13 protein-coding genes are annotated in these 17,386 nt (G+C 52.9%); 5 read left to right on the top strand and 8 right to left on the bottom strand.

Annotation, left to right across the window (positions count from 1 at the left end; all coding sequences use genetic code 11):
• Positions 1 to 391 precede the first annotated feature (391 nt).
• The 4 genes from purT to Q0824_RS17260 are packed head-to-tail and all read right to left on the bottom strand — an operon-like array spanning position 392 to position 2,957.
• Complete coding sequence (gene purT / locus Q0824_RS17275) at positions 392 to 1,588, bottom strand: formate-dependent phosphoribosylglycinamide formyltransferase (RefSeq protein ID WP_298453752.1); 1,197 nt, start codon at positions 1,586 to 1,588, stop codon at positions 392 to 394.
• Between the two features lie 51 nt (positions 1,589 to 1,639).
• The gene (locus tag Q0824_RS17270; RefSeq protein WP_298453750.1) at positions 1,640 to 1,822 is read right to left on the bottom strand and encodes a DUF1289 domain-containing protein; all 183 of its coding nucleotides are present in this window, start codon (positions 1,820 to 1,822) and stop codon (positions 1,640 to 1,642) included.
• 12 nt (positions 1,823 to 1,834) lie between these two features.
• Positions 1,835 to 2,362 (bottom strand): gamma carbonic anhydrase family protein, encoded by a 528-nt coding sequence (locus tag Q0824_RS17265; protein ID WP_298453747.1) that lies wholly within the window; start codon positions 2,360 to 2,362, stop codon positions 1,835 to 1,837.
• Between the two features lie 13 nt (positions 2,363 to 2,375).
• A complete protein-coding gene (locus tag Q0824_RS17260) occupies positions 2,376 to 2,957 on the bottom strand; it encodes a CoA pyrophosphatase (RefSeq protein ID WP_298453744.1) in 582 nt (193 codons plus the stop codon).
• A gap of 96 nt (positions 2,958 to 3,053) precedes the next feature.
• Between Q0824_RS17260 and Q0824_RS17255 the strand changes: the two genes are divergently transcribed.
• On the top strand, positions 3,054 to 3,617 hold the full coding sequence (locus Q0824_RS17255) for an NUDIX hydrolase (protein ID WP_298453741.1): 564 nt from the start codon (positions 3,054 to 3,056) through the stop codon (positions 3,615 to 3,617).
• Here the strand turns inward: Q0824_RS17255 and Q0824_RS17250 are convergent.
• Both Q0824_RS17250 and purL read right to left on the bottom strand, forming a co-directional pair.
• Positions 3,612 to 3,923 (bottom strand): YqfO family protein, encoded by a 312-nt coding sequence (locus tag Q0824_RS17250; RefSeq protein WP_298453738.1) that lies wholly within the window; start codon positions 3,921 to 3,923, stop codon positions 3,612 to 3,614. The two genes, Q0824_RS17255 and Q0824_RS17250, sit on opposite strands and share 6 nt — an antisense overlap.
• Positions 3,924 to 4,345: 422 nt before the next feature.
• Positions 4,346 to 8,251 carry a phosphoribosylformylglycinamidine synthase gene (gene purL / locus Q0824_RS17245; protein ID WP_298453735.1) on the bottom strand — a complete coding sequence of 1,302 codons (3,906 nt, stop codon included), beginning with the start codon at positions 8,249 to 8,251 and terminating at the stop codon, positions 4,346 to 4,348.
• Between the two features lie 280 nt (positions 8,252 to 8,531).
• Between purL and mltF the strand changes: the two genes are divergently transcribed.
• Positions 8,532 to 10,052, top strand: a complete 1,521-nt coding sequence (mltF, locus tag Q0824_RS17240) for a membrane-bound lytic murein transglycosylase MltF (protein ID WP_298453732.1) — start codon at positions 8,532 to 8,534, stop codon at positions 10,050 to 10,052.
• Positions 10,053 to 10,055: 3 nt separating this feature from the next.
• Here mltF and Q0824_RS17235 read toward each other — a convergent pair whose 3' ends face one another.
• The gene (locus Q0824_RS17235; RefSeq protein ID WP_298453729.1) at positions 10,056 to 10,541 is read right to left on the bottom strand and encodes a regulatory protein RecX; all 486 of its coding nucleotides are present in this window, start codon (positions 10,539 to 10,541) and stop codon (positions 10,056 to 10,058) included.
• 198 nt (positions 10,542 to 10,739) lie between these two features.
• Here Q0824_RS17235 and Q0824_RS17230 point away from each other — a divergent pair, with 198 nt between their 5' ends.
• Positions 10,740 to 13,199, top strand: a complete 2,460-nt coding sequence (locus Q0824_RS17230) for a DUF349 domain-containing protein (RefSeq protein WP_298453726.1) — start codon at positions 10,740 to 10,742, stop codon at positions 13,197 to 13,199.
• Between the two features lie 12 nt (positions 13,200 to 13,211).
• On the opposite strand, the gene Q0824_RS17225 is transcribed toward Q0824_RS17230, so the two are convergent.
• Positions 13,212 to 13,475: a late competence development ComFB family protein gene (locus Q0824_RS17225; protein WP_200204052.1), complete on the bottom strand. Its 264-nt coding sequence runs from the start codon at positions 13,473 to 13,475 to the stop codon at positions 13,212 to 13,214.
• A 210-nt stretch (positions 13,476 to 13,685) separates the two neighbouring features.
• Between Q0824_RS17225 and Q0824_RS17220 the strand changes: the two genes are divergently transcribed.
• Positions 13,686 to 14,894, top strand: a complete 1,209-nt coding sequence (locus Q0824_RS17220; RefSeq protein ID WP_298453722.1) for an acetyl-CoA C-acetyltransferase — start codon at positions 13,686 to 13,688, stop codon at positions 14,892 to 14,894.
• A gap of 32 nt (positions 14,895 to 14,926) precedes the next feature.
• The gene (locus tag Q0824_RS17215; protein WP_298453720.1) at positions 14,927 to 17,077 is read left to right on the top strand and encodes a 3-hydroxyacyl-CoA dehydrogenase NAD-binding domain-containing protein; all 2,151 of its coding nucleotides are present in this window, start codon (positions 14,927 to 14,929) and stop codon (positions 17,075 to 17,077) included.
• The last annotated feature ends 309 nt before the right edge of the window (positions 17,078 to 17,386 follow it).

Raw genomic sequence — 17,386 nt, 5'->3', positions numbered from 1 at the left:
TTAAAGAGCGTTTGAGCCGTTGCTCAATCAAGGTGGCGTATTCTACATCGTCTCGCCGCCTTGTCAACCGTTTAATTCGAGAGAAGTAAAAACATATCTTTTCGAATCAAACCGTCACTTCTTAATCAAGATGAGACATTCTACAGTCTTTGCTCACCTTGTCAACCACTAACTTGAAGAAAAAATTCAAAAATTTCTAATTCATTCAAGCAGTTACTCTTTTGTCAGAAAGCGTCTCAGCTGTGCTCCCCTCGAAAGAGATGCGCATTCTACAGAGCTTTGCGCGGGTGTCAACGGTGCAATACAACTATTTCTGATTTTTCCCCTGCCGTGCCGATCACAACGCCCACTCTTAACACTCTAATAGCCGGCCGGGGCTTTATCATCCTGCCTACAAACGAACTTCGACGGCCTTAGCTGCGGCGATGGCTTTGGATTTTGCATCCTCTATGGTGGACGCTTTTGCTAGAGCAACACCCATTCGCCGACGCCCTACAAGTGCAGGCTTACCAAAAAGCCTTAGCTGCACATCCGGCTCTGCAAGCGCTATGTTCAATCCACTAAATGCCACAGATGAGGAATTCCCTTCTGGCAAAATGACCGCTGATGCCGAAGGCCCCTGTTGCCGAATGACTGGGACCGGCAACCCGAGTATGGCTCTCGCATGCAAAGCAAACTCCGACAAATCCTGAGATATCAGCGTAACAAGACCGGTATCATGGGGCCGAGGAGACACTTCTGAGAAATACACATCGTCCCCGTGTATGAACAACTCCACTCCGTACACTCCATAACCACCGAGATTCTCGGTGATTTTCAAAGCAACCTCACGCGAACGCTCTAATGCTTTGGCGGTCATAGGCTGCGGCTGCCAGGATTCACGGTAATCACCATCTTCCTGGCGATGCCCTATAGGCTCGCAGAAGCTAACGCCGCCGGAGTGTCTGACGGTCAGCAAGGTTATTTCATAGTCAAATGTCACAAAACCTTCAACAATTACCCTACCCTTTCCCGCACGACCACCTGTTTGCGCATACTCCCAAGCAGAGTCAATCTCACTTTCATCGCTAACCGTACTTTGCCCTTTACCAGAGGAACTCATTACCGGCTTAACAACGAGGGGCATTCCTATCGCCTTAACCGCTTCGAGGAATGCCTCCTTCGTGTCAACAAATTGGTATGGCGACGTTTTAACACCCAGCTCTTCTGCAGCCAGACGCCGAATCCCTTCTCTGTTCATCGTCAGGTGGGCTGCCCTTGCGGAAGGTATTACCCTATAACCTTCCTGCTCAAGCTTGACCAGCTCAGCTGTTGCAATGGCTTCAATTTCGGGAACAATCAAATCGGGATTCTCAAGCTCGACGATGCTTCTTAGCGCATGCGCATCCAACATATCTATTACGTGGCTACGATGAGCTACCTGCATGGCGGGCGCGTTCGGGTAACGATCTGCAGCAATCACCTCTACCCCAAACCTTTGCAATTCTATCGCCACCTCTTTGCCAAGCTCCCCTGAGCCACATAACAACACTTTAAAAGCATTTGCATTAAGGGGCGTGCCCAGCGTTATATTCCCAGCGTCACCCAAACCATATCCTCCAGAACGTACCTGAGTGCTCAGGCATCTTTTCACATTCAGTTAAAGAGCTACTTCCCGCTCTCGCTCAGCGACTTTTACAAGTACGGCCTTACGTTCGCAATTGGTCATTGAGGTCCAGCGCAGGATTTCATCGCCAGTACGCTGACACCCTATGCAGACATCCCGCTCATCAAGAGCACATATGCTCACGCAAGGTGAGCGAACTTTATCCTCAACAGCCATAGCAGACTCTTCTCAAACTTTTACAGGTTTCAGGCTCTTAACATAACGCCTTGCGTTGTGTACGTAATGCGCAGCACTGAGCTCGAGCATCTTCTTTTGCTGCTCGGTGAGCTCCCGCTTAATTTTTCCCGGCGAACCCACCACCAATGAGCCATCAGGAATAACCATTCCCTCAGGGATGAGGGTGTTCGCACCGATAAGGCAATACTTTCCGATCTTGGCGCCATTCAAAACAACCGCATTGATACCGATCAGTGAATAGTCCCCAACCTCACACCCGTGCAGCATGGTTTTATGACCAACGGTAACGCCCCGCCCTAGCGTCAGCGGGATACCAGGATCTGTGTGGAGAACAGATCCGTCTTGAACGTTTGTCTCTGACCCAATCGTAATCAGCTCGTTATCTCCACGAATCACTACGTTGAACCAGACACTGCTTTTTTCGTGCAACTCCACATTACCAATCACCGTAGCGTTCTCTGCGACAAACTGATCACTGCCTTTTAGCTTCGGGGCACAGCCATCCAACTCATAGAGCATTCTGTTTTCCTTATTAAGTTCGAGGTTTGAGCAAATCGATTTCTGCATCGTACACAGCATTCAAAAAATCGACCAGAACCACCGCAGACAACCCCCATATTTGATATCGCTCCCACCGATAGCAAGGCACATGAATGGTCTGATTCTGAAACGGTATCGCATCTGTGCGCTCGCGCTTATCCTCGAGGAAGAAAGAAAGGGGTACACGAAAGACGCTATCAATTTCACCGGGGTTTGGCTCCAACGGGTACTCCACGGGCACAACACCAACGTAAGGAGAGACAAGTATCCCGTGAAGTGACATTACCTGGCTCAGCGGTGAGATGATTTCCACCTGATCTGGCGGCAGGCCAATTTCTTCATGGGTCTCCCGCAGCGCTGTCGCGGCCAACGACAAATCCCCGGGATCTCGCTTCCCGCCCGGGTAAGCAACCTGTCCGCGGTGAGTGCTCAAATTCGTCGAGCGCAGCGTAAATATCATTTCCGGATTGCCAGTATCGTCAGTAACCGGCACAAGGATGCCCGCTTCGGTATAGTTCAGGTCGAGCTTCCGAGGCGCATAGTCCGTCAAACGCTGTACGAGTAAATCACGCAAACCGGAACTCCTGGACAAATCTGGTGTTGAATGAAACTACAGTAGAGTCGATCATTAAACTCAACATTCACTGAATTCAAGTATACGGGGAAAAATATGAAGTACTGCAGTACATGCGGCCATCCGGTTAAACAGCGCATCCCCGAAGGCGACAACCGTCACCGCTATGTGTGCGTTAACTGCAGCACAATACACTATCAGAACCCACGCATCATTGCGGGCACTGTTCCGGTATGGGAAGGGAAGATCCTTCTTTGCCGTCGCGCGATTGAACCTCGTTACGGGTACTGGACCCTTCCTGCCGGATATATGGAAAACGCTGAAACTACGGTTGAAGCAGCCGAACGCGAGACTCTGGAAGAGGCCTTGGCCGAAGTGAATATTGAAGGCCTCTATTCGATTATCGATGTCCCGCACATTAATCAGGTGCACATGTTTTATAGGGCGACGCTCAAAAACGGGAAATTTGGTGCAGGTGAGGAGTCCCTTGAAACCCGCCTGTTTGCACTGGACGAAATCCCATGGGGCGATATTTCTTTCCCTACTGTGCGCAAAACCCTGGAGCTGTTTCTGGATGATATGAAAAACGACTCCTTCGGTGTACACATTCGTGATATCCGACGCCCTATCGCCGCGACCCGAAGCAAAGACGATCTATAATGTTTCCAAACGATATATCTCGTAAGCGGGCTCCTCATATGGATGAGCCTGCTTGAGCGCCGCAACGGCTTTACGGACAAGCTCATCAGAACAAACAAGCTCAACCTTGAACTCTTCCACAACCTCCAGCCCCCCACGCTCCCCCAAAAAAGGGTTGCTACCCTCGAGGGGACGAAACTGTCCCTGCCCACTACATTGCCATGCACAGGAATCGTAATCACCTATGCGCCCCGCACCAATATCGAAGAGTGCTTGTTTGGTTTTTTCCAAATGCGTTCCGGGCACGAAATAACATATTTTATACATAGAACCTCCTCTAAGCAGGATATTTTTTGTACAGATTAATGGCTTAGACACTTACCCACAGATTCTGTGGATAACTCTGGGGAAAGTTTTGGGGAACACCGCTATACACCCCGTATTTACTGCACTCTCGTTAAATTGGCGACAAATTCACCTGATTCATTTAACCTTTAACTTTCAATGAGTTATAGTTTTTGTACAAACACTGAACGCCCGTGCACTACATTGTTTACAGAATGCACAAGGCAACGCTCACAATGTGCATAAACATACTGAGTCAAGGGGTATTTTTCCAAAATATCCGCTTTATTTGCTTGATAAATTCAAAAAGTTCAAAAATCAGACACAAAAAAACCGACCCCCGAAAGCCCTCATCTCAAGGCCCACCGAAGTCGGTTTTTCCTGCTTTGCAACCGATCAGTTCATCAGCTAAACCAGCGTCTGGCATTACGGAACATGCGAATCCAGGAACCGTCCTCCTGCCAATCCGCGGGGCGCCATGAGTGTTGGACAGCGCGGAACACACGTTCAGGGTGAGGCATCATAATGGTAATACGACCATCCCGAGTAGTTGCCCCCGCTATGCCATCTTGCGAGCCATTTGGATTATAAGGATAACGCATTGTCGCCTGACCCCGGTTATCCACGAAGCGCAACGCTACTCGCTCACTTTCTGCGAGCTCTGCAGCAGACGCACTACCTGAAAATTCTACTCGCCCTTCACCATGGGCGACCGCTATGGGCATACGGGAACCCGCCATTTCCTCCAGGAATGCGGAAGGTGACGGCATTACTTCAACCATCGCCAACCGTGCCTCGAACTGCTCCGACTGGTTACGAACGAAACGTGGCCAGCCTTCACTGCCCGGAATCAATTCGTGCAGATTGGACAGCATCTGGCAACCATTACAAACACCCAGCGCGAGAGTGTCCTGGCGGTTGAAGAAAGCAGCAAACTGGTCACGAACACGGTCGTTGAACAGAATGGACTTCGCCCAACCTTCACCGGCACCCAGCACATCCCCGTATGAGAATCCGCCACAAGCCACGAGACTGTTAAACGTCTCGAGATTCACTCGTCCGGATAGCAGATCGCTCATGTGTACGTCGACAGACTCGAACCCGGCCCGGTCAAACGCAGCTGCCATCTCTACCTGCCCGTTAACACCCTGCTCACGCAAGACAGCAACTTTCGGACGAATTCCCTTGTTGATATAAGGCGCCGCAACATCCTCGTTCACATCGTAGGTGAGCTCGGCATGAAGTCCGGGGTCTGCAACATCCAGTAGATTATCAAACTCTTCCTGCGCACAATCTGCATTGTCCCTCAAGGACTGGATGCGATAACTGGTCTCCGACCACAGGCGCTGTAGGTCCACTCGTGAATCATCTGCAACCATGTCACCTTCAAAGGACAGTCGCAGGCGATCGTGATCATTCAATGTGCCAATAACACTGATGTGGTCGCCCAAACCAGCCGCAGAAAACTGCTGTAGAACGAAATCCGTATCACCCCTGCGCACCTGAATAACTGCACCCAGTTCTTCATTGAATAACTCGCGGACAATCTGGCTTGCGTCGTCAGCTAATCCATCCAGCTTGATATCGACACCGGTGCGGCCGGCAAAGCTCATCTCAGCAAGCGTCACAAACAGACCGCCATCCGAGCGGTCGTGATAAGCCAGTAGCTTATCGTCGGCGTTCAACCCCTGGATAACAGCGAAAAATGCTTTGATGTCTTCGGCGTCATCGAGATCAGGGGCCACAGCACCAACTTGGCGGTAAGCTTGAGCCAAGGCCGATCCACCCAACCGATTCTGCCCTGCGCCCAGATCAACAAGAATCAGATCCGTTTCTCCGGCATCCGTTATCAACTGGGGCGTAAGGGTGCGTGAAACGTCAGTAACTGGTGCAAACCCACTGACAATCAAAGAAAGAGGCGCAGTAACGCTCTTCTGTTCGCCGTTATCCTCTTCCCAAACCGTCTTCATGGACATGGAGTCCTTGCCCACAGGAATGGTAATCCCGAGCTCCGGACACAACTCCATACCAACGGCGCGCACTGTTTCGTAGAGATTTTCATCCTCACCCGGATGGCCAGCGGCAGACATCCAGTTAGCCGATAAGCGAATGTCAGATAGCTTGCCAATTGCAGCTGCTGCCAGGTTAGTAATGGCTTCCCCGACTGCCATCCGGCCTGATGCAGGCGCATCAATGGTTGCGATCGGCGTACGCTCGCCCATGGCCATGGCTTCACCAGCCAGGACATCAAAGGAGCTTGCCGTAACAGCAACATCGCTGACCGGCACCTGCCATGGACCAACCATCTGATCTCGTGCAACAAGCCCGGTAATCGTACGGTCACCTATGGTGATCAGGAAATTCTTGGAACCTACCGAGGGCAGTCTCAGAACTCTGCGAATGGCCTCGTTCAGATCAATACGGGTAGAGTCAAACAGCGGTTTACTGAACGACGTCCTGTTAATACTCCGGTGCATGCGAGGCGGCTTGCCAAAAAGCACATCCATCGGAAGATCAACAGGCTTGTCGTTGAAATAGGAATCGCTCAACTCAAGATGATGGGCTTCAGTTGCCTCACCAATAACGGCATATGGGCAGCGTTCACGACGACACAACGCATCGAAAAGCTCCAGATTTTCGGGTGCCACTGCCATGACGTAACGCTCCTGAGATTCGTTACACCAAATTTCCAGTGGTGACATGCCGGGCTCATCGCTGGGAATATCCCGCAACTCAAACTTTCCGCCACGACCGCCGTCCTTCACCAATTCGGGCATCGCGTTGGACAGACCGCCCGCACCAACGTCATGAATGAAGCACATCGGGTTCTGTTCACCCATCTGCCAGCAGCGGTCGATAACTTCCTGACAGCGACGCTCCATTTCCGGGTTGTCACGCTGCACGGACGCAAAATCGAGGTTCTCGTTGCTGGAACCCGAGTCCATAGAGGAAGCAGCGCTGCCTCCAAGACCGATAAGCATGGAAGGGCCACCCAACACGATGAGTTTGGCGCCTACAGGTATCTCGCCTTTTTCAACATGCTCTGCGCGGATGTTACCAAGGCCACCGGCGATCATGATGGGCTTGTGATAGCCACGAACTTCATCGCCTGCGGGGCCAGCAACCTTTTCTTCAAATGTGCGGAAATAACCGGCAATATTGGGACGGCCAAACTCGTTATTGAACGCGGCGCCGCCAATGGGGCCTTCAATCATAATGTCCAAAGCAGTAGCGATCCGCTCAGGCTTGCCGTAATTGATTTCCCAAGGCTGTGGGTCTTCAGGCAGGTTGAGGTTGGATACGGTGAAGCCCGTCAGCCCAGCTTTGGGCTTGGAGCCACGACCGGTTGCCCCCTCATCACGGATTTCACCACCGGAGCCGGTTGCTGCACCCGCTGCAGGTGCTATTGCCGTCGGGTGGTTATGGGTCTCCACCTTCATAAGAATGTGGATGTCTTCCTGGTTATAACTGTATACGCCGGTTACCGGATCCGGGAAAAAACGGCCGCCACGACTACCCTGAATAACCGACGCATTATCCTTATAGGCAGACAGTACACCTTCGCTGTTCATTTCATAGGTGTTACGGATCATGGCAAACAGGGATTTCTCCTGGCCTTCACCATCGATATCCCAAGAGGCATTAAATATTTTATGGCGGCAGTGCTCGGAGTTTGCCTGGGCAAACATCATCAGCTCTACATCGGTAGGATCCCGCTCGAGACCTACAAACGACTTCACGAGGTAATCGATTTCATCATCCGCCAGAGCCAGTCCAAGGCGTCTGTTTGCCTCTACCAGCGCGGCTCGACCGCCGGCCAACACAGAGATTCGCTCCAGAGGACGCGGCTCATCACGATTGAACAGCAACTGGGCGCCGCCCATTTCATGAAAAACCTTCTGGGTCATGCGGTCGTGGAGCAGCGCGGCAACATTCTCGCGCTGGTCGAGACCTAGCTTTTTGCTTGATTTAATGTAGAAGGCCGTACCGCGTTCAATGCGCTGAATCTGACGCAAACCGCAATTACGGGCGATATCCGTTGCCTTGCTGGACCAGGGAGACAAAGTTCCCGGGCGCGGCACAACGAGGAAAAGCACGCCATCTGGCTCTTCAACCGGAACGCTGGGACCATAGGTCAGCAGCCGATCCAGGATGGCCTGCTCGGAATCGGAAAACGCGCCCTCCAGATCCACAAAGTGCATAAACTCAGCATAAACATGCTCAACCTCAGGCACGATGGCCTTGATTCTGGCAAACAGCTTATGGGAACGAAATGGTGAAAGCGCGGGAGCGCCGCGAAGTTCAAGCATGATATCAACCTGTATCGCGCGAAACGGGGAAGTCCGGGTGCATTCTGAGAAGGCGCATATCATACTCGAAAGCTCAGCCGGGATACAGCGCTGGAAAGCTTATTCCGCCAGCCTACATTTGACATTATTTTGCGCAGCAATTGATCAACTTGATTGACCCCTTTCACTGCAACAGGGATCATTGGGTTGTGGACATGGAGTCCACACGCACCACGACACCGGATGCAGCCAGCCAGTTTGCGCGCATCCTGTTGATCCAGCGGTAACGGAGAACAGGGACTTGCCAAGAATTTTGACTGTATACAATGCAGCAACGGCTTACACATCGCTCCTCGCCTGTACACTGGCCTTGCTTGCCCTCGCAGGGTGTAGCCAGCCGAGCACCCTGCAGGAAATTCGCAACGAGGGTGTTCTGCACGTTATTACCCGGGTCGCGCCTTCTATCTATTATGAGGGGCGCGAAGGCCCCACAGGCTATGATTACGAACTGGCCAAACTCTTCGCGGACGGACTGGGAGTCGAACTCCGCCTCCGGATTGCGGAAGACAACACCGAAGTTCTTTCCGTACTTTCCCGTGATTTTGCGCACATCGGGCTGGCGGGTTTGTCTGCGCAACCACTTTTTGAAAACCAGTACAAAACACTTCCCACCGGCATTATGGCGCAGTCGGTCGTTGTTTATAATCGCGATGTTGAGCGGCCCAAAACCCTTGCAGACCTGACGGGGCAAATGCTTCATCTGGTTCCCGACAGCAACCACGAGTATCAGCTTCAAGCTCACACAGACGCAGCTTCAGGTGTTTCCTGGCAAGTCCATCCAGGGCTGGATGCTGCTGGCATTCTCGCACGCGTTGAAACCGGCGAGCTCTCCTACGCTGTCGTTTCGTCCAACGAACTAGAACTGAACCACGTCTTTTTCCCTCAGGTTAAGCAGGCGTTTGCGCTTGGTGACGCCAGCGAACTGGCATGGTTGCTCCCGGCAAGCCAGGACGACTCGTTGGTGGGTGCAGCCACGGCATTTATTGAAAAAATGCAGATCAATGGCACCATCGCTCAGCTTTCAGAGCGCTTTTACGGGCACCTGGACCACCTGAACTATGTTGGCGCCCGTACCTTCATGCATCATGTGGAAAACCGACTACCAACATATGAGTCTCTTTTCCGGGATAACGCTGCCATATTCAATATGGACTGGCGCCTGCTCGCGGCTATTGGATATCAAGAGTCGCACTGGCGCCCGAATGCGGTGTCCCCAACTGGGGTTCGCGGGCTGATGATGCTGACGCGCAACACAGCAAACTACATTGGTATCAACAATCGACTGGATGCGGAAGAGAGCATTCAGGGCGGCGCCAAGTATTTCCGCATGGTGCATCGGAGAATTCCCGAGCGCATTGCAGAGCCTGATCGCACCTGGTTTGCTCTGGCCTCTTATAACGTAGGCTACGGACACCTGGAGGATGCCCGAAGGCTCACAGAAAGTGCCGGAAAGAACCCGGACCGCTGGATGGACGTAAAAGAGTTTTTGCCACTACTCGCGCAAAAAGAGTGGTACAAACAGACCCGCTACGGGTACGCCCGTGGCCACGAACCAGTCCTCTACGTCCAGAATATTCGCCGATACTACGACGTACTCGCCCGAATGATGGAGCCAACGGATAATGTAACGGCTTCAGCCTCACCGTTTGTCGGCCTGGAGCAGAGCACAGATGCACATTCCTCGGCAGAGCTTACGGGAGATGGCGCTGACATGAGAGCCGGGCTGCCCCCCGAGCTTGGAATGATACCGCCAACACTATAATGTCTAGAAGTCGAGATCAGATTCATCGCTGACGTCCAGAACCCGCTCTACCTGACTAGCGGTAAACCCTCTGCGAGTTAAAAATCGGGCCTGCCGCAGCTTTTCGTCCCAATCATCACTAAGATCCGACAACCCGAAGCGCTTTTCCCTCAGCAAAAGTGCATTTCGAATCCAGTCGGCATCACCAAGTTCGTCAACGCAGGCTGGCGCCTGATGGATACCACGTTGCTGCAATTCAGCGAGTACTTTCAACGGGCCATAACCCAGATCAATTCGTTGCCGGGAATAGACATCCGCAAACCGGTTGTCATCCAACCAGCCTTCGCTCTCATAGTCGTCCAAAACCAGTGAAATGATTGAGCTATCAAGCTTCCGCTGGCGTAATTTCAGGGCCAACTCCTGTCGGCTGTGCTCTCGACGAGCAAGCAATCTCAGCGCGACCGAGCGCACTTTGTATTCCTGTTCGTCGCTATTTTCCTGTTTTACCATTCAGCCCTTCCCGCAAACGTTCACAAAACGCTAGACTAGCCCCGATTTTATAATGTCGACGCAGGTTTTGACCGTCACTACCTGAACCTGCGACAAACGTGTCCGGCACTCTGAGCCTGAATATCCGAGTGCCGATGGCCGGTGCCGGCTTACTTTGACCGACACCGCAGACTGGTTTCAATCCCTAAGGATAACGTCATGGCTGCATTCCTCCAGAAACTGTTTAAATCCCGCAAACCCGCCCCATCAGGTCGCAAAGCGCCAGATCGCCCCCAACCTCCGGCAGAGCCAGTTGAGGACAAACGCGCCGAGTTAAGGGAAGAGCAGCTTCGAATGTTGCAGGGCACCCCAAGCCAGGAAATTGCGGCAAACCTTGCCATTGAGGGCTCAACAGCAGACATCCGGCTTCGAGCCGCCGACCTGGTGCAGGATGGCGATCTCCTGCAGCGGGTACAAAAACAGGCTAAAAGTCGCGACAAGGGCGTGTACCAGCTAGTGCGGCAAAAGCTGCAGTCTATCCGGGAAGAGCAGGCCATTAAAGATGCCGTTTCAGACACTATCACTACACTGATCCGTAATGCACACGACCAGGCGAAAAGTGACGACACCAGCCTGTTTGAGGCCCGTCTGGACACACTTCTCAACCAATGGGCTAAAGTAGAAGCCAGCGCGACGCCAGACCAACTGAGTGCGTTCCTTAAATCAGTGCATCGTTGCAGAGAGCGGCTCGCCGAGGTGAAAGCAGTGCAGGATGCTGAAAAGCTGGAAATTGAACAGCGGCTTCAGCGAGAGGAAACCCTGGAACTGATTTCGCAAACCCTGAACGATCTCCGGCAGCAACCCACAGACACTCTCGCGTCACTTGCCTCACTGGACGCACTTCAGAAGACGCAGGAGAACCGTTGGCTGGAAGCGACCCGCGAGACTCACGTTGATAAGCAACAACAGAAGTCCTATGAAACTTCGATGATGGCGCTTCGCAATTACACCAACGCCATCCGCCAAATCACCCAGGCAAAAGAATCACTGCTCGCCATCGCGGAGATCATGATTCAGGACGCAACCCCTGAAGACCAGAAGCGTGCCTCAGATCTGTTGGTTGAGATTAATTGGCCGGAAGGTTTTCCGGCTCCAGACACACTGGAACCTGCAATTAAACTAGCTGGCAAGCCCAAAGCACCTGCAAAAGCCACCGAGAACCACAAGCAGCAACAGGCGTCGTCAGAAAACCTGAAAGCCACGCTGGATCAACTGGAAGAAGCCCTGGAAGACAAACGACTCAAGAGCTCCCGTGAACTCCTGAAAACCGCCCAGCAACATTTGAAATCCCTCGACCATCGCAACAGCAAGGGTTTTCAAGCCCGTATACAACTGCTTACCGGCCAGCTCAGGGAACTAACCGACTGGCAAGGGTTTGCCACTGAACCCAAACAAATTGCGCTTTGTGAGCAAATGGAATATCTCGCCGAACAGTCCATGGAACCAGAAGCTAAATCCGAGCGCATAAAAGACCTGCAAAAGGAATGGCGGGAACTGGGTGGCTCATCAGACCGAATTTTGTGGTCTCGCTTCAAACAGGCCTCCGACAAAGCCTATGAGCCCTGCAAAGCCTACTTCAAAGCCAAGTCGGGCCTGAAGCAGGCCAACCTGGATAAGCGCAAAACGATCTGCGCCGAGCTGGAGCTTTTTGTTAACGGCGCAGACTGGAGCAGCATCGACTGGAAAGCTGTCGAACATATTCTTCAAACAGCCCGCCAGGAATGGAAATCTGCCTGGCCTGTGGAATTCCGGGATAACCGGCAGGTGCAGAAACAGTTCGATGATTTACTGAAAAAGCTTGAAGCGCCCATTGAGCAAGAGCGTCAAAAGAATGAAGCTCTGAAGCTCGCAATTGTTGAGCAGGCGCAGGCTTTGACAGCTCACGAACCCCTGCAGGAAGCCATGAATAAGGCAAAAGCTCTGCAATCAGACTGGAAGGCGGTTGGTATTACCCGTCACCGTGAAGATCGCAAATTGTGGCAGGCATTCCGTAAGGCCTGCGATGAAATCTTTGCTCGCCGGGAAGCTCAGCGTACGGAACAAGAGCACGCGGCAAAAGAAGCCGATTCAGCAGCAGAAACCTTGCTGCAACAGGTTGCGAGTGTCGGTTCCGATCAAGATGAGCAGTCGCTAACAAAAGCCATTACTGACATACGAGGCATTGACGTTGCTCAGACATCAGCAGCAGTAAGGGAGCAAGTTCAGCAAGAAAAGCAGCGATTGAGCCAAGCGGTTGCAGCACAGAAACTCAAAGCGGGCATCGCCGAATGGCAGGCACTTGTGCTCGCGCGCGCCGAGGGCGATCTAGCTCCGGGTATTTTGCCAGATAAGTGGGCAGCCCTTGCTGGAAATGTGGGCGAATTGGACGACCAGGAAATCGTCATTCGCGCAGAGATTCTTGCCGGTATACCCTCTCCTGACGCTGAACAACCAAAACGCATGGCAATACAGGTTCAACGGCTGGCTGAAGGTATGGGCTCCACGGACAAAACGGACAATGCTTTGCAGAGCATCGAAGGCCTTGTAGCAGGGTGGTGCCTCAAGGCGTCTAACGAAGGGGCCGATCCGTCGTTGGCAAACCGTTTGAACAGAGCTCTGGATAGCCTGATTGCAGGCTAAACGTCAAGAGCCTCACTCCCGCTGGTGTTCCCTTACAAACTCCCTGGCATTCTTGACGGCTGCCAGGGAGTTGTCTTTCATACCTCTGAGCTCTTCGTCCGCCAAGTAGAACATCATGTCGATGGTGTGCCGGTAGTACCGGGAAGGCAGCCGGTTCAAGGCCACACACATAACGTCGGTTAAAAAATCCGCAGTATCTCCCGGCTCTCTCGTCGCCTCTATAGCATCCATCACCAAACGTTCGTAAAAATTGTCGATAGCATTACTGAAAGACATGGCACCGCACCTCTTAAACCCATTTTTGGGCATCCGCAAAACCTCTCACCCAACCCTAAACATAGAAGTCGCAGGCTCGCCTGTCACTACCTCTGAGCAATTTTGCCAACCCGATTGGCAGGTGGCGTCATTACCCACATGGCTATCAAAGGGCTATGGTGACGTTTCTCGACACTAAATCCCCAAGCAATAAACACCAGAGGACAAGCAATGACCACCGAGGCGTATATCTTCGATGCGGTCCGCACTCCCAGAGGGCGTGGCAAGAAAGACGGATCACTGCACAGTGTAAAACCCATTACTTTGTTAACCACTGTGCTAAACGCGCTGCAGGAGCGGAACAACCTGGATACCTCTCAGGTAGACGATATTGTTCTCGGCTGTGTTACCGCCGTTGGTGACCAAGGTGCAGACATCGCCAAGACAGCCGCACTCGCAGCTGATTGGGACGAGAAAGTCGCCGGCGTTACCCTCAACCGGTTCTGCGCATCTGGCCTTGAAGCCGTTAATCTGGCAGCCATGAAAATCCGTTCCGGCTGGGAAGACCTGGTTGTTGCTGGTGGCGTGGAGTCTATGTCCCGCATCCCTATGGGTTCTGATGGTGGTGCCTGGGCCATGGACCCACACACCAACATGCATACCGGCTTCATGCCGCAGGGCATCGGTGCCGATCTTATTGCCACGCTGGATGGCTTCAGCCGTGAAGATGTGGACGGTTTCGCCGTCAAATCGCAGCAAAAAGCAGCGAACGCCTGGAAGAACGGGTACTTCGCCAAGTCAATTATTCCTGTTACCGATCAAAATGGCGTCGTAATTCTGGATCGCGACGAGCATGTGCGCGGTGACACAACCGTTGAGTCTTTGTCTGGCCTCAGACCTTCTTTCCAGATGATGGGAGAAATGGGCTTTAACAGCGTGGCTCGTGAAAAGTATCACTACGTGGAAACAATCAATCACGTGCATCACGCCGGTAACTCTTCTGGCATGGTAGACGGTGCAACCGGCATTCTGATTGGCAGTGAAGCAAAGGGTAAGGAAATGGGGCTCAAGCCCCGTGCTCGCATCGTAGCCACTGCGGTCACCAGTACAGACCCGACCATCATGTTGACAGGCCCAGCCCCCGCTGCGCTCAAAGCGCTGGAAAAAGCCGGCATGACCGTGGATCAGATTGACCTGTTTGAAGTAAACGAAGCCTTTGCCTCTGTGGTAATGCGCTTCCAGAAGGAACTCTCGGTTCCCGATGAAAAAGTGAACGTTAACGGCGGCGCAATCGCCATGGGCCACCCTCTCGGCGCTACCGGCGCAATGATTGTGGGCACTCTGCTGGACGAGTTGGAGCGCCGTGAGTTGCGCTTTGGTCTGGCGACGCTGTGCGTCGGCGGCGGCATGGGCATAGCCACCATCATTGAGCGGGTCTGAACCCCACACTTTTTCTGTAAGGAGAACCGATTATGAGTGCCATCCGTTATGAACTGGGTTCAGATCAGATTCTGACCCTCACCATCGATATGCTCGGCCAGTCTGCAAACACCATGAACATGGCGTTCCGTGACGCCCTCGACGAAACAGTCTCCAAGGTCCAAGGCGACCTGGAAAACATTCGTGGCATAATCATCGCCTCTGCCAAGAAGACCTTTTTCGCTGGTGGCGATCTGAACGAAATCCACAAAGTTACCCGTGACGATGCTCAGGCTTTTGAAGACATGGTCAACGGCATGAAGGCCCAGATGCGTGCGCTGGAAACCTGTGGTAAGCCTGTCGTTGCCGCAATCAACGGTGCTGCGCTGGGAGGTGGATTCGAAATTGCTCTGGCTTGCCACCACCGAATCGTACTGAACAACAACAGCATTCAACTGGGTCTTCCAGAGGTCACACTTGGCCTGCTTCCAGGCGGCGGTGGCACTCAACGCCTGCCCCGAATGATTGGCCTTGAAGCGGCATTCCCGCTGCTGATGGAAGGCAAGAAGCTGCGCCCTTCTGCCGCCCTGAAAGCCGGCATTATCGACGAGCTTGCAGATTCCCCTGAAGACATGATGGCCAAGGCTCGTGCGTTTATCGATGCCAACCCCAAGTGCCAACAGCCCTGGGACCAGAAAGGCTACAAGATGCCAGGTGGCGCACCGCACCATCCTGCGATGGCACAGAAGCTGCCAATTGTCCCTGCCATGCTGAAGCAGAAGACCAAAGGCTGCTACCCGGCGCCAGAGTGCATTCTGGCTGCAGCGGTTGAAGGTGCCCAGGTAGACTTCGATAGCGGCAGCCTGATTGAAACCCGCTATTTTGCCGAACTGGTGATTGGCCAGGTTGCCAAGAACATGACGGGCACTTTCTGGTTCCAGCTGAACGATATTAATTCGGGCGGAAGCCGCCCTGACGGCGTAGAAAAAGAAACCTTTAAAAAGGTAGGTGTACTGGGCGCAGGAATGATGGGCGCTGGCATCGCTTACTCCACCGCTATCCGCGGTATAGAGGTGGTGCTGAAAGACGTCACTGTTGAAGGCGCTGAAAAAGGCAAAAGCTACTCCGAAAACCTGCTGGCAAAACAGGTTAGCCGCGGCCGCATGACCGAAGAGAAAAAAGCGGAAATTCTGGGCCGCATCAAGGCCACCGACTCCGCCAGCGACCTGGAAGGCTGCGACATGGTGATCGAAGCCGTGTTTGAAGACAGCGACCTGAAAGCCAAGGTTACCGCCGAGGCCGAGCCGACGCTTGTCAGCAATGGCATTTTTGCGTCCAACACTTCCACAATTCCCATTACCCAGCTAGCCGAAGCGTCTGCCAAGCCGGAAAACTTCATCGGGCTGCACTTTTTCTCTCCTGTAGACAAAATGCTGCTGGTAGAAATCATTGTTGGTGAGAAGACGTCAGACGAGACACTGGCAAGAGCGTTCGACTACGTTCAGCAAATTGGCAAGACCCCGGTAGTTGTGAACGACAGCCGTGGCTTTTTCACATCCCGCGTTTTCGGCACTTTTGTTAACGAAGGGATCTCCATGCTGGGCGAAGGTATTCACCCCTCAAGCATCGAGAATGCCGGGTTGCTGGCAGGCATGCCTGTCGGCCCACTGACCATTTCCGATGAAGTCAGCATGACTCTGATGCACCTCGTTCGCAGCCAGAGTAAAAAGGATACGGAAGCTGCCGGCGGTACATGGAAGCCCCACCCTGCAGAAGCGATCATTGACCAGATGGTTAACGACCATGGCCGCCCAGGCAAGGCTGCCGGTGCCGGTTTCTATGAGTACCCCGCCAAAGGCAAAAAGTACCTGTGGCCAGAACTTGAAACCCTCTATGTGGACAGCGAAAAAGCCCGCAAGGTCGAGTTGCAGGAACTGAAAGACCGGATTCTGTTCATTCAGGCCATTGAAACCGTTCGCTGCCTGGAAGAAGGCGTGCTGCGCACCGTGGAAGATGCCAACATTGGCAGTATCTTCGGTATCGGCTACGCACCTTGGACTGGCGGCGCCATACAGTTTATTAACCAGTATGGTGTGAGAGCGTTCACAGAAAGAGCCAAAGAACTGGCTGCAGCCTACGGCGAGCGCTTTACCCCGCCGACCTTGCTGCTTGAGCACGCAGAGCAGGAAAAGCCCTTCGTCTGAAGGTGCTGAGCGGCGGAGGACACTGTCCTCCGCCGCACGTTCTACCTGAAAAAATCCATACAACTCTCTCGATGTGCCCATGTTCAAGCGGCATCCTGTGTAGCACACCGTTGCTACAATTCTCGGTAAACCTCCTCTACCCTATTGAATCCTGATCTTTTTATGACTGAAAAACACCGGGTCATGGACAGATTGTCACGAACCGATACGTCATACCTATAGCAACGGGTGTAGCCCTTGCCTACAATAAATTTATCAGCCCACGGGTTAACCGGTTCCAGAACTGTCTGGCAGGTACCCAGCATCGTC

This window comes from uncultured Marinobacter sp., from assembly GCF_947488835.1.
Taxonomy (GTDB): domain Bacteria; phylum Pseudomonadota; class Gammaproteobacteria; order Pseudomonadales; family Oleiphilaceae; genus Marinobacter.
This window is presented reverse-complemented; position numbering and strand designations above follow the sequence as displayed.

What these genes read in the sequence shown, in the direction of transcription:
- Q0824_RS17270 (WP_298453750.1), bottom strand. Translation starts at nt 1,822, where the DNA reads ATGGCTGTTGAGGATAAAGTTCGCTCACCTTGCGTGAGCATATGTGCT.
- Q0824_RS17265 (WP_298453747.1), bottom strand. Translation starts at nt 2,362, where the DNA reads ATGCTCTATGAGTTGGATGGCTGTGCCCCGAAGCTAAAAGGCAGTGAT.
- Q0824_RS17255 (WP_298453741.1), top strand. Translation starts at nt 3,054, where the DNA reads ATGAAGTACTGCAGTACATGCGGCCATCCGGTTAAACAGCGCATCCCC.
- Q0824_RS17250 (WP_298453738.1), bottom strand. Translation starts at nt 3,923, where the DNA reads ATGTATAAAATATGTTATTTCGTGCCCGGAACGCATTTGGAAAAAACC.
- purL (WP_298453735.1), bottom strand. Translation starts at nt 8,251, where the DNA reads ATGCTTGAACTTCGCGGCGCTCCCGCGCTTTCACCATTTCGTTCCCAT.
- Q0824_RS17235 (WP_298453729.1), bottom strand. Translation starts at nt 10,541, where the DNA reads ATGGTAAAACAGGAAAATAGCGACGAACAGGAATACAAAGTGCGCTCG.
- Q0824_RS17230 (WP_298453726.1), top strand. Translation starts at nt 10,740, where the DNA reads ATGGCTGCATTCCTCCAGAAACTGTTTAAATCCCGCAAACCCGCCCCA.
- Q0824_RS17225 (WP_200204052.1), bottom strand. Translation starts at nt 13,475, where the DNA reads ATGTCTTTCAGTAATGCTATCGACAATTTTTACGAACGTTTGGTGATG.
- Q0824_RS17220 (WP_298453722.1), top strand. Translation starts at nt 13,686, where the DNA reads ATGACCACCGAGGCGTATATCTTCGATGCGGTCCGCACTCCCAGAGGG.
- Q0824_RS17215 (WP_298453720.1), top strand. Translation starts at nt 14,927, where the DNA reads ATGAGTGCCATCCGTTATGAACTGGGTTCAGATCAGATTCTGACCCTC.